The 12,293-nt window shown below is 39.9% G+C and carries 11 protein-coding genes; 1 reads left to right on the top strand and 10 read right to left on the bottom strand.

Annotation, left to right across the window (positions count from 1 at the left end):
- Nucleotides 1–224: 224 nt before the first annotated feature.
- The 7 genes from KO530_RS19485 to KO530_RS19455 all read right to left on the bottom strand — a co-directional run bounded on the left by KO530_RS19485 (nt 225) and on the right by KO530_RS19455 (nt 7,416).
- A complete protein-coding gene (locus KO530_RS19485; protein ID WP_216050124.1) occupies nt 225–1,484 on the bottom strand; it encodes a tetratricopeptide repeat protein in 1,260 nt (419 codons plus the stop codon).
- Nucleotides 1,484–2,098, bottom strand: coding sequence for an energy transducer TonB (locus KO530_RS19480; RefSeq protein ID WP_216050427.1), 615 nt, complete (start codon nt 2,096–2,098; stop codon nt 1,484–1,486). Before KO530_RS19480 ends, KO530_RS19485 begins: the two co-directional genes overlap by 1 nt.
- On the bottom strand, nt 2,098–2,502 hold the full coding sequence (locus KO530_RS19475) for an ExbD/TolR family protein (protein ID WP_216050123.1): 405 nt from the start codon (nt 2,500–2,502) through the stop codon (nt 2,098–2,100). The genes KO530_RS19480 and KO530_RS19475 overlap by 1 nt, the downstream gene beginning before the upstream one ends.
- Before the next feature lie 11 nt (nt 2,503–2,513).
- On the bottom strand, nt 2,514–3,038 hold the full coding sequence (locus KO530_RS19470) for a MotA/TolQ/ExbB proton channel family protein (RefSeq protein ID WP_216050122.1): 525 nt from the start codon (nt 3,036–3,038) through the stop codon (nt 2,514–2,516).
- A 1-nt stretch (nt 3,039) separates the two neighbouring features.
- Entirely contained in the window at nt 3,040–4,392 is a 1,353-nt protein-coding gene (locus KO530_RS19465; RefSeq protein ID WP_216050121.1) for a MotA/TolQ/ExbB proton channel family protein, read from the bottom strand.
- Between the two features lie 6 nt (nt 4,393–4,398).
- On the bottom strand, nt 4,399–5,160 hold the full coding sequence (locus tag KO530_RS19460) for a DUF3450 domain-containing protein (RefSeq protein ID WP_216050120.1): 762 nt from the start codon (nt 5,158–5,160) through the stop codon (nt 4,399–4,401).
- A gap of 429 nt (nt 5,161–5,589) precedes the next feature.
- Nucleotides 5,590–7,416 carry a tetratricopeptide repeat protein gene (locus tag KO530_RS19455; RefSeq protein ID WP_216050119.1) on the bottom strand — a complete coding sequence of 609 codons (1,827 nt, stop codon included), beginning with the start codon at nt 7,414–7,416 and terminating at the stop codon, nt 5,590–5,592.
- Between the two features lie 85 nt (nt 7,417–7,501).
- On the opposite strand from KO530_RS19455, the gene KO530_RS19450 reads away from it, so the two are divergent.
- Complete coding sequence (locus KO530_RS19450; protein ID WP_216050118.1) at nt 7,502–9,121, top strand: tetratricopeptide repeat-containing sulfotransferase family protein; 1,620 nt, start codon at nt 7,502–7,504, stop codon at nt 9,119–9,121.
- A 50-nt stretch (nt 9,122–9,171) separates the two neighbouring features.
- Here the strand turns inward: KO530_RS19450 and KO530_RS19445 are convergent, their stop codons facing one another.
- Genes KO530_RS19445 through KO530_RS19435 form a run of 3 tightly spaced genes read right to left on the bottom strand, consistent with a single transcriptional unit; the run spans nt 9,172 to nt 12,288 of the window.
- Nucleotides 9,172–10,335, bottom strand: coding sequence for an aspartyl/asparaginyl beta-hydroxylase domain-containing protein (locus KO530_RS19445; RefSeq protein WP_216050117.1), 1,164 nt, complete (start codon nt 10,333–10,335; stop codon nt 9,172–9,174).
- Between the two features lie 47 nt (nt 10,336–10,382).
- On the bottom strand, nt 10,383–11,402 hold the full coding sequence (locus tag KO530_RS22050) for a sulfotransferase (protein WP_354667883.1): 1,020 nt from the start codon (nt 11,400–11,402) through the stop codon (nt 10,383–10,385).
- On the bottom strand, nt 11,383–12,288 hold the full coding sequence (locus KO530_RS19435; protein ID WP_216050116.1) for a class I SAM-dependent methyltransferase: 906 nt from the start codon (nt 12,286–12,288) through the stop codon (nt 11,383–11,385). Before KO530_RS19435 ends, KO530_RS22050 begins: the two co-directional genes overlap by 20 nt.
- Between the last annotated feature and the right edge of the window lie 5 nt (nt 12,289–12,293).

The following is a 12,293-nucleotide window of genomic DNA, read 5'->3' as shown; positions in this document are numbered from 1 at the left end:
TAGAGTAAACGACAGGCCGATGAAGTGACCAAAAAAAAACAGAGATGAAAAAAATTAGATAAGATTGAGGACATTTAAAAACCATCAGCTATCAACAATAAACCTAAAAAACCTACAAAAATCTTTTAATTAGGCTTACATTTATGAATAGTGAGAGAGCAATAAAAAAGGCTTCTATTAAGAAGCCTTTTAAAGGTAACAATATTGCTATCGAGATCTTAAAGTTAAACTTTAATACCGCGATTTTTCGCTTTTTCTTTAATATACGGTTCCCAAGCTCTAGCAGTACGTTCAACGTTTTTGTCTTTCTTCGCTTCACGAACATGAACCATAGCTTGACGGAAGTTACCGGTATAAATATTTGCTTCCATCATCGCGATATGAATTCGACCAGTTTGGTCTGCTCCATTATCAAGCGCTTTTTGTAAAGCATTTATTGAACCTTTGTAATCTTCTGCCGCAAGTAACAATATACCTTGCTTGCGATATAAATCAGCGTCGTTTTCTATCTTAGCTGCCTTTTCATAATAGCTAGCTGCCGTTTTATACTCTCTTGCTTGATGGTAAGAGTTAGCAAGACTCGATAAAGTCTGTTCACTCTCTTCTATCAAACCTGACTTCATATACTTTTCCAAAAGCACAGCTGCTTTATATGGAATTTCATTAGTCGCGTATAATTGTGACAATGCTTTTATTTCAGACTTTTTAGCCAAGTAACCCTGATTGTATGCAATTTCAAATGTAGAAAGGGCTTTTTTATAGTCCTCAACTAACATGTAGAAAAAGCCTAATTGTGACCACCACTGTTTGCTTTCAGGAAAAGTACGCACTAGCTCTTCAGCAACGGCGACAGTTTCCGGATACATTTTACGTTCGTAAAATGATTGCAACTTTAAAACATAAGGGTTTTTGTTAGGTTTTTCATACAAAGCAATCGCTTTATCAGCAGGTGGAACCATCTTAGGAAGATCTTTTAGCTCATAATAAGCTTGAGACATACGTGTATAGATGTCTGGATCTTCTTTACAAGTGAAGGTCATCCACTGCTCATAATACTTAACAGCTTTAGCATATTCCTTCTCTTGCATACTAAGGTCTGCAACAAGTCTCACAGTGTTAGCATGCTCAGAGTCGTTGAGTGCTTTTGGGTTAACAGATCCTTCAAGATACTCAAGAGCCTTAGCTCCTTTACCATCCTGACCTGCCAACATTTTGCCGATAAAATTATCAGTAAACGCTTTGTCGTATCCGTCTTTAGCATCAACTTCATAAAGAATAGCTAAAGCTCCATCGATATTATCGTTATTATACTCTTCAAGCGCTTTCTGAATCTTTTTACCAACGCGCTCACCAACGATATTGGTTGTGCCACGCTTGTAATCTGCACAAGCTACCGGTGCCGACTGAGCTGCTGCTGTGTTTGATAGCAATGTAGCGGCACCTAGAGTTGCTATCGCAGTAACATTTATTACAAACTTTTTCATTAGCCTTGATCCAATTTAAAGTCCAATTGCACTTTCATATTGAACTGTTTTTCAGGTTTCCCATCGACGATTTTTGGCTTGTATTTCCACTTACGCAATGCACGTTTAGCTTCACGGTCGAAGATACGTTTAGGATCTGCATCCAAAACATCAACATCGTCCACGCCGCCTACTTCGTTGATAGTGAAAGATAAAATAACCCATCCTTCCTTACCATCTCGAGCGGCTTGCACTGGGTACTTAGGCTCAATACGAACAATCGGAGTTGCTTCACCATCGCGTTGCATATTACCAACGCCACCGATATCAATTGATGCGCCACCAACATCTACAGCTGGCATGTTAAAGCTTACGCCATCAGCATTTGCGTCTTCCACATCAGGTTCAACCGGCTGAATTTTAGGCGGTTGCTGAGGAGGAGGAGGAGGTGGTGGTGGAACACGTTGACGAGTTTGTGTTGCTTCGTCTGGGTCCGACATTACAATATCAATAACAGGTGACTCAGGTACTTCACTTGCTGGTTGCGAAGAATTTGCAACCAGCTTAGCCATTACCACAAAAAGGGCAAAAGCAACGACGGCACCAAGCAATATAGAGAAAATTACTCGCATGATTATGATGCTCCTCTAGCTGCTACTGAGATTTGGTCGATACCTGCGGCTTTGATTTGATCCATCACTTTCACCACAATACCATGTTCAGCTTTTTCATCTGCTTGAATAATCACAACATCTGAAGGCTGTTCGGCCAAAAGCTTTTCAAGGTTCGCTTGAATAGATTCAACCTTAACTTCGCGCTTATCCATCCAAATTACACCGTCTTCCGTGACAGCAATAAAGATATTAGCGTTTTTAGATAAAAACGCCTGGCTAGCGCCGGGTTTATTCACCTGTATCCCTGCTTCTTTAACGAAAACAGTGGTTACAATGAAGAAGATAAGCATGATAAACACGATATCGAGCATCGGTGTCATATCAATCGCTGCATCTTCCTCTGGTACACGTTCTTTACGAGCCATAAACTTCTCTCTTAATGGTGAGGAAGGCTGTCAATCAGCTTCTCTTTGGCGATTTTAACTTTTGATTCCAAACGAGAACTAAAGAAAACGCCAGACAAAGCTGCAACCATACCTGCCATAGTAGGAATTGTTGCCATTGAAATACCAGCTGCCATCAATCGAGCATTACCGGTTCCTTGCGTCGCCATAGTTTCAAATACGTTAATCATGCCCCAAACTGTTCCTAGCAAACCAATTAGAGGACACATTGCCACTAAGGTTTTAATCAGTAACATGTTACTGCCTAGTTTGTCTGAAGCCTGTGAAATCCAAGCATCACGGATTCTATGCGCATACCAGGAGGTGGTATCAGTTCTAGCATCCCAATCTTTGATGATATTTTTTCTCATCTTAGGATACACAGAATTTAAAAACCAAAAGCGCTCTATCATTAACACCCACATGAGAAAGAGCGCTAAAGCGACGAGGTATAACACCCCGCCTCCTGTCGCGATAAACTCCCTGACAGAATCCCATAATCCAATCAGGTCAGCCATATTATGCTTTCTCCGACTCTGCGTGAGCAGCTACTATGCCCGCAGTTTGTTCGTCAAGGATATGCACGATTGATTTACTACGACCAGCAACGATGCTGTGCATAAGGATTAGCGGAAGAGCCGCGATAATACCTTGAGCTGTAGTTACCAATGCCATTGAAATACTTCCAGCCATCAATCTTGGGTCACCAGTACCGAACAACGTAATTTGTTGGAAGGTAGCGATCATACCAAGTACCGTACCTAGTAGACCTAGTAACGGAGCGATAGCAGCAAAAATCTTAATGATGTTAATACCACTTTCAATAGAAGGAAGTTCTTTAAGGATAGCTTCATCCAACTTCATTTCTAAGTTTTCAGTGTCAGCAGTTTTGTTTTCGTTGTAAACCTTTAATACACGTCCAAGTGGGTTGGATGATGAAGGAGAACCAGGATTATTTAACTGTGAACGCATTTTGCCACTGATAAGTGTAAGTGTGATGATTTTGTAGAAACCAATCAACAAACCAATCACCAACATTACAGTGATTGTATATCCAACTGGACCACCTGCATGGTAACGCTCTTCCCATGTTGCTTTCTGTTTCAATAGGCCAAGAATCGCACCGCTTGAAGGGTCAACAAAAGTAGGAATAATTCCTGAAGTAGAAGCGTATAGTTCGCGAGCTGTTTCAGCTTGGAACTCGTCTGGTTGACGACCTAAAGGTTGAACTTTTTCTTCTTGATCATCATATACCAAGTAACCTACTTCACCGACCAAGTTAAATGCACCAACGCGCACGACTTCTTGTTGTGAAGAACCACCTTCAAGGTTGATTACTTCAGTATTGAAACGAGCAATTTTACCTGACTCAGTCATTTCAGTTTGAAGAGCAATCCACATATCTTCTAATTCGCGGATATTTGGAAGACCTTCAGACTCTTCTGACATTCTTTTTAGGAATGCAGCACGACCAGGGAACTGAGCACTAACAATTGATGTAGCGATACGTCCATAAGACTCAGATGCAGCTTGGCGAACAACACCAAACATTTCACCAAGGTCACCAGTTGCCATGTCTAGTTCTGTGCTTTTTTCTGTTAACGTCACTTCGTTATCAGAAAATTGCTTAGCGAGACGATCACCACGAGCTTCTTCGGCTTTCAATGCTGCTTGAGCACTTCTTAATAGAGCTTGTTTGTCTGCACGAGCTGATTGGAACTCAGCTTCACGTTTTTTATCAAGTCTGGCTTCAGAAACACGATTCTGCTTCACTTCATCTAGTAATTGATCAAGTGTTGACTGAGCGTGCGCACCAGATGCTAAAAGTGTTACTGCTGTTGCAGCGAATACGGATTTAAATGTTAATTTCATTTCTTATTACTCCGCAGCTGGAATGGGTAGTTTAACTAGATTAACTGGCAATTGTTTTCTTGCCATACGAACTGCTGCGATACTAGATTCTAAGTACTCGCTGCCTAGCTCGACCCAAGTGCGTTCTGCAGTGTCCCACATCCATGCATTCTTTTGGTCTAGAGATAAAGCGATTAATGCGGTGCGACCTAGGTTAAAGAAATCAACCGTAATGTCAGTACCGTTATAAGTCATGTTGCCTTGGTAAGCTGAAATCTTCGAACCGTAATCCAATTCAATTTGGTAAGCTTCGATAACTTGGCGGAAACGCTCTGAAACAGTAACGTTAGAGTTACCCATAACATCACGTAAACGTTCTACACGCGCTCTGCGCTCTGCCATTTTAATTGGAACATCAGCTTCAATGAATTTTTCAAGACTGTCGATCATTCTGAAAAGTAAAGGAACGATACCGCGCTTAGTTTCATCAATTTGGTCGATTTGTCTTTGCAAAGAATCGATACCGCGTTGTTGGTCAGCAACTAGAGTTGCAACATAATCATTGTAAACTTTCAGATTTTCTGTTTCGTCTACAACTGCACGATAATCTACTAAAAGTTCTTGTGATTGTTGAAAGAGATTATCAATTTTCTCTTGAGATTTTGCTGCAGCAACATGGATTTTAGCTTCTTCTTTATGAAGATCATTCAATGTATCTGCAGAGACTGCACTACTACCAAGTACAAATGCACCCATAACGGTAGAGGCAATAAGGGTTCTCTTGCTCATTTTGGACATAGTTCCCAACCAATTTTCTTGTTATGAATCCCAGTCTAGGTGAAAAGTTCACTGACAAGGGGCTATATAATTATTTTTAGGATTATAGTGTTATTCCTAAACAGATTTAACACTATTGCACTCGAATGGTCACACGGAAGTTATCGAGTTGTCAAGATATCGTATGCCACACTTTAGCATTTAGTGACTAACGGTAGTTTTTATAATCAAAGAAGCATAAAAAAAACCGCATTACCACAGTATATAGGACTTCGAGCAGCATTTTCATATTACACTTTCTATAAAAAATTCAACTATTTTGTGAATAAAAATAATGTAATTACGACAATTTATTCAAAAATAGCGATAAAGAGCTGGTAAGACCATTTATACGAAAGTCTATAAACTTAGTTTAGGTCAGTTTTTCATCTAACGCATAATTCATTTTGCTGAATTATTGGGCAATAAATCAAACGCCACAGACATTCTTTCTTGCGTATCATGAAAAGGTTCTGTGCCATGCCAAAAATAGGATGGGAATAAAACTAACTGGCCCACTTCAGGTTTTACCCATTTCTGAGCTTCAAGTGCATTCGCTAATTTAATACCAGGTTTGCCAAAATGCAACCAGCCTTGTTTACTAGAATCATTGACAACCGGAGGGATATGTACATAAAAAGCACTACTGAGCCAGCCTTTTGGATGCACATGAGAAACATGAAAGCCTTTATCGGTTAACTTAACCGACCAATTTGCCGAAAACTCAATACTTTTGCCAGCATGTTTATAAAATGGATGATTGGGATCTAAAACCAGATTAACCAATAAAGCATCTATCGTTCGTTTCAAAGCCGCCCGGAGTTCTTGAATAACCGGGACTTGATGTCCAAACAGATTGCCCATGGTTTGTGTTCCATGCCGCAAAGATTGATCAAGAGGATTCCGCTGGCTTACATGAATTTCATCTAACGCAACACGTAAGCGCTGACTAAATTGTTCAATACTCTCATTATGATCCGCAAGCATTAAAGGGTGTTTGAATACCATATTTTGATAATCACAAAGACGCTCATATTCAGGACTTTTTAACTGTCTTAATGCCGTGGTTTTAAGCGCCCAAAGCAATTGGTCATCAGGCGCTGATAGGAGCATCTTATCCAGCAATTTGTTTGCCTGCTGATTTTCATCTAAAGCCAGATAGGCCTTAACCAATATTTCATTTTCAGTCATCGACAACGCTGTTTTCGATGACTGTTTAGCGTTTAAATAGCTAACAATAGATTCGTGTTTGTTTTCTTTTTCCCATAATATTAATTGCAGACTATTAGCTACATGCTTTTTATCTGAATTAAGTTGTAGCTTATCAACAAGCTGATTAGCTAGCGCAAGTTCATCGACTTTCACTAATCCAACTATATAATCGACAATTAATCCGTCCGGCATTGTTTCGATTGGCTGTCGGCTATAGTGAGATAGATGATTATCATCATTCATTTCATATTTTAAGGAACTAAATACTTGGTTCAGTTTACGATTATCTGGCGATTTTTCGATACCTTGTTGAAGAATATTCAATGCTTTTTCCGGCAAGTTTAAATCTAAGTATGCCAGTGCCAAGTCTTCATAAGATTCAGGATTTTCAGGGGCGATAGTAAGCCTTTTATAGAATAACTCCGCTGCTTGTTGATAGTGTCCTTGGTGTTTCTTCAACCAAGCTAACTCAGATACAACCAGTAAATTATTAGGCTCTGTTTGTAAAAGAGAATGTAATAGTTTTTCGGCAGTAGCGTGTTCATTGCGCTGTTGTAAAATACGACTTCGCCCGAGCTTTGCGTCAACACAATCCCTTTGCATATCCTCACATTTTAAAAATGCCTGCTCTGCTAATTCCAGCTCATGCAAATAGAAATAAGTCTGTCCTAACTTTAGCCAAACTTGCGGACTTTTATTATCCAATGACAAACACTGTTTGAAGTGATTCAGGGCTTGCTTAAATTGGTTAGCGCGAAAAGCGATTTTGCCTAGCGCATAGTACAAATCCACTTGTTTCGGGTTGCCCAGCAAAGACTCGGAAAAATACCGCTTAGCGTCAGTGTCTCTGCCTAAACGCTCATATGCAGACCCCATGGCTCTGAATAATCGAAAGTCTTTAATGCCCAGATCTTTTAAAATCAAGAAATGAGTTAGAGCTTGTTCAAATTGGCCTTTATGCATTAACTGCATGGCCATGTTCAAACGTTGTTGCGCGCCTAAATTTGGATTTTGCATAAGAATCAGGTAATAAAATCAGGTAATAAAATCAGGTTACAAGTGGCTATCAACCGAGTTGCGAATCAAGGTAAGATACCATTTAATGAAATCCAACCCAAGATTAAATCCAGAGTCTATTTTGTCGCAAAGAACCCTACAACTATTACATGACGCACAGCAATTATTAGCCAACGGCAAACTTACTTCGAGCCGGTTAGCAGTGAATAAGATTTTGCGTAAAGAGCCAAAACAAACAGATGCATTGATAATCAGATATCAAATTGAGGCTGCAGAAGGCCAATTTGACACTGCTTTGGATCTGCTAATAGGGTTAGTGGATGAACATGATTTAAGTGAACGCCAATTAATGACTTTGGCTGGGCACTTAAATAAGTTGGAGTTGTATTTTTTACTGAATAAAGTCCTGGATAAACTCATTGCGTTGCATCCACAAGATATGAAAATCAAATACAATCAGAGTTTATGCTTAAGTAAAATAGGACAGATACAAGCTGCTATTGAGCTTGCTTTAGTTTGCGAGCAAAACAATTTTGCAGATCCACTATTACTGCTAAATCTTGGGCATAATTACAAAGCCTTTGGTGACACCCCAAAAGCAGCTGAATATTATCGAAAGTATATTAACCAAGATCCAGCTAACAGTGGCTATGGTTATTGGGGTTTAGCGGACCTTAAAAATTATGTTTTCAGGTCACAAGAAATTGAGGATATGCAGGACAAGCTGGCAAAAATCGCACAAGGACAGCCAGAAAATAAGCCAGAATTAATCGAGTTTGCGTTAAGTCATGCTATGGCCCAACAGAAGTCGTACTCACAAGCTTTACAGTTTATGACAGCCGCCAACGCTAAACTGTCGCAACTACGTCCTTTTAAACAACATGGCTACCTCCAGTTAATAAACGAATTGAGTCACTATACTCCGGTATCACAAAATATAGAGGTGTTAACTAGAGAGTCTGTGACTCCCATTTTTATAGTCGGTATGCCTCGCTCTGGTACGACTTTAACGGAACAAATTTTGGCTAGCCATTCTCAAGTAGCGGCAACCGATGAACTCCCCTACATTGAAAGAATCGCCATGCAACTGAGTCGCAAACAAGGCTATTCACAAAGCCTGTTGAACATGACGGATGAGCAACGTTTACGCTATTCTGGATTTTACCTAAAGCAAGCTAAAGCTTATTTAACTGAAGAACATCCGTACATTATTGATAAAAATCCCACTAACTATTTACACATTGCCTTAATTTTAGCTTTGTTTCCAAATGCAAAAATCATCAATTTAATTCGAGATCCTTTCGATAATGCGATGAGCGTCTACCGTCAGCATTTTAGCCATGGAAATGACTTCAGTTTCAATTTAGCAGCAATTGAAAGTTATGTATCTGGGTACGTCAAGATAATGGGACATTGGTCTAAGCAATTCCCCGAAAAAATATATCATTTAGATTACGCTAAGTTGGTATCCGAGCCGCAAAAGAATATTACTGAACTGCTCGAATTCTGTGGTTTGCCAGTAGAGAATGCATGTTTTGAATTTTTCAAATCGGATAAGCCAGTGTTAACGCCAAGCGCTAGCCAAGTTCGCCAACCAATTCATAAAAACGCCCTTGGAAGTGCTGATGCTTATGCTCAATATTTACCGCAATTTAAACAACAAATGGACTCGTTGAAAGCACTCATTCAATCAACGTTGAGATAGAATACTGCCAAAGTAATCAAGCACTTGAGCACAGATAATCACATTAAAGGCTAAGTAAGTTTACCGTGGCAGTGTTTGAATTTGCGCCCAGAGCCGCAATGACAGATATCATTCCTACCTAACTTTGATTTTTCAGGAAGGTCATTTTTTTTATTTTCATTGTGAGCAGAAGCCTCTGCAGACCTGCCCTGTTGTGACGTATTTTGGCCAACATTTATGTTGGGATTGTCATCGGCTGGGCTGCCTAGATAACTGTCTTTTACTTCCACATTTAACGCCGGATCAATCATACAATGCAAAAACATGCGCGTCGCCTGAGTGCCGTTACTAAGCTCTAAGCTGCTTTCAAGATGCATAACACCTTCATAGGCCTGCTGACGTAATTTGTGATATGAAGGCCAGCCTTGTTCTGTCAAACCATACAGGCCCCACAGTTCTCGCCATTGATAGCAAAATGCTTGGACTTTATGAATCATCTCATCTCGTTGCTGACGGGGATTAGTTTCCACACAGCGCAAATCTGAAATAAGATCATTAGCCAAGCCTTCCATTTCACCGGGAGAAAGGACTAATGGCGTGTTAAAACGTTCGCTTCTAAAATTCCCGTCACTGTGCGGATTAAATGCCACATGCTTAATCTGCTCTTGGGTAAAAGCATCATTCAGCCAGGGTACATGACCATTTTCAACCATATTCCAAAAATTACTCGAACCACAGATATCAATAACAAGATGTACCCTAAATAAGTCACTTTGATTATCAACTCTGTGGTACTTCCACGAATCAAAAATCCACGCTTCGCCGGCTTTCATATGCACTTGTTTATCACCGCAATAAAAGACCACATTAGGATCAGTCACAATGGGAATGTGAATACGGACGCGTTTATACCAATGGTAGTTAATATCTGAATGCAAAGGCACTTCGCAACCACTTTCCAACCCCATCAGACGCGAGCGACCTATCACTTCTCCAAAACTGGCGATAACCTGCTTTAAATAAGGAGTCTCAGCCAATACAGACGTAGCGGCCATAGGTCCCTTAAACAGATTATTAAACTGACCGTTCAACGACACTAGAGGGATAGAGAGGTTACCTTTAAACCCTTCGTGATGAGGCGCCCACAAACTGCGATCAAGCTGATTGATTTCCGTTTGTAAACGCTTTTCGTCAAAGTGCAAAGGAAGCTGAATGAATTCGTGTTTAAGTTTCAAAGCTGTCTTTCCATTAGTGTTATCTTACTGCTTAGCTAGCTGACGGTTTATTTTACAATAATACCGTGACATTGCTTATATCTTTTCCCTGAACCACAAAGGCACAAAGCATTGCGAGATACTTTGGGGAATTCTGGACTGTTTTGTATTGCTGCGCTCGGTCTTTGGACTACAACAGCATCAAAATTCGTATCAATTAGATCAAGTTGACTTAATCCCCTACATTTCAGCAAGCTGTTAATTTTAGTCAATGTATTCTGTAGATGTGGTAATTGCTGTTGGACTTCAATTTGATTGCGCTTCCACTTATTTTTGTTAGGCGGCGATAATGTGTAACGAGATAAAGGTAAGCGTTGCAAACTTTGGGAAAACGGTGATAAATGAGAAAATTCGGTCAATCTAGCAATTACTTCCATTGGCTGTGTAACTAAATCTTGATAGGACACGACTTCAAACTGATTTGTTGGTAGCTGCAATAAATTGTTGAGGATGGCATCATTAGCGGCTTGCCACTGAAACCGCGCTACTTCGGCTTTACTGGCTGCTTTATAATCTTGCCAACCATCGGGCAACAAAAATGACCATCTAGAATCCGTAGCTGTAATATCGGGATAGGTCACAAATCGACCGGAGCGCCAGCCATCCATGATGCTACTAATATTTTCACGCGGATCTCTTACTAGATAAATGAATTTAGCATCAGGGAATACCGAAAGTAAAAACGGAATACGCAGCGCATTTTTTGGGGTTTTTTCAAGTAAGCGAATTTGCTGCTCAGAACCTGCGTTAGTCTGTCCATTTGCTTTTCTTGCTGCTTGGTAAAACCTTGTTTGTAGGGTTTGAATCGTATCATCATCCGCATCATCACTATCTAGTCTATTCGATACATATCCTCTAGCAACCGTACTCAGCGCTGGTATATGTTCGATAATTTGATGACTCTCTCCTCCAACAGTCCAAAGATCGGGATGCTTAGCCAAAGTTTCAAATAATAAAGTGCTGCCAGCTCGAGGCGCCGACAAAATAATAATGGGTTCAATAAGTTTATTAGTTTGCTTTAGTGCCACTTATATATCGCCCTATCATTTTACCATTCTCAAAAATGTGTTCGTCATTCAGTAAATCCAGACCATATTCTTTTAGCAGTGTAGTTAATTGAAGATGTTTTGTTTCGTTCATTGCAGCTTCAACAAGATCGGAAAGCCTGACAATTTGACCGTCTAATTCATTTAAAAATATCTTCAAATCACTTTTACGTTGTTTCAACTCAAAATTGGGATTCATCACATGCTTTAGGAAAACGGGAAAGTTTGTACCGTGCAAGCCAGAAGCGTGTTTTGCTGCAATACTCGCAATATCAGAATTTAATTTTTGTCTTAGCTGATCGGTAATTGCAGATTGTTGTCCATACTTCGCAAGTCCATTAAAGAGTTTTCTAAGACTATCAATAACCTCACTATTTAAAAGCGCTTTGCCGGCATTAAGAATGTGTATATTTGGCTTAACGATAGTCGAATCACATTCATGTACAACAAAGTGAAATTGCCCTGCTGGTTTGATTACCCTTGATACCTCAGACAAACTTTTCGGTAAACTAGAATATTCAATCCCGAATTGAGATACCACACAATCGTAACTCTGGTCTTGCAAGGGCATGTCTTCAGCTGAAGCTTCTTCAATGAAGTCTACCTTGTCTAAGTTCTGAAAAATCTCAGGTAGAGATAATTTAGCGCTGTCCAAACCAGTAAAATATAAATTAGGATTAATTTGGATACCTAACGCAATAATAGAACCATTACCCGTACCTATATCCAAAACCTTGTTGTTGTGTGCTACTGCTTTGAACACCTCCTCCCAAAGGGATTTTAGTGCACCTGTATAATTGTCAGAAAAATCATTGCCAAAAGACGTCATATGGCCTTGTTGCCAATATTGGCTCCAATAACTACTCAAAGGTT

The sequence above is a fragment of the Aliiglaciecola lipolytica genome, from assembly GCF_018860635.1.
In the GTDB taxonomy this organism is placed as follows: Bacteria; Pseudomonadota; Gammaproteobacteria; order Enterobacterales; family Alteromonadaceae; genus Aliiglaciecola; species Aliiglaciecola lipolytica_A.
The sequence above is the reverse complement of the archived record's forward strand: the minus strand, read 5'-3'. Positions and strand labels throughout refer to the sequence as shown.

Excerpts from the sequence above, each read along its gene's own strand:
- KO530_RS19485 (WP_216050124.1), bottom strand. The coding sequence starts at position 1,484 with ATGAAAAAGTTTGTAATAAATGTTACTGCGATAGCAACTCTAGGTGCC.
- KO530_RS19475 (WP_216050123.1), bottom strand. The coding sequence starts at position 2,502 with ATGGCTCGTAAAGAACGTGTACCAGAGGAAGATGCAGCGATTGATATG.
- KO530_RS19470 (WP_216050122.1), bottom strand. The coding sequence starts at position 3,038 with ATGGCTGACCTGATTGGATTATGGGATTCTGTCAGGGAGTTTATCGCG.
- KO530_RS19465 (WP_216050121.1), bottom strand. The coding sequence starts at position 4,392 with ATGAAATTAACATTTAAATCCGTATTCGCTGCAACAGCAGTAACACTT.
- KO530_RS19460 (WP_216050120.1), bottom strand. The coding sequence starts at position 5,160 with ATGAGCAAGAGAACCCTTATTGCCTCTACCGTTATGGGTGCATTTGTA.
- KO530_RS19455 (WP_216050119.1), bottom strand. The coding sequence starts at position 7,416 with ATGCAAAATCCAAATTTAGGCGCGCAACAACGTTTGAACATGGCCATG.
- KO530_RS19450 (WP_216050118.1), top strand. The coding sequence starts at position 7,502 with ATGAAATCCAACCCAAGATTAAATCCAGAGTCTATTTTGTCGCAAAGA.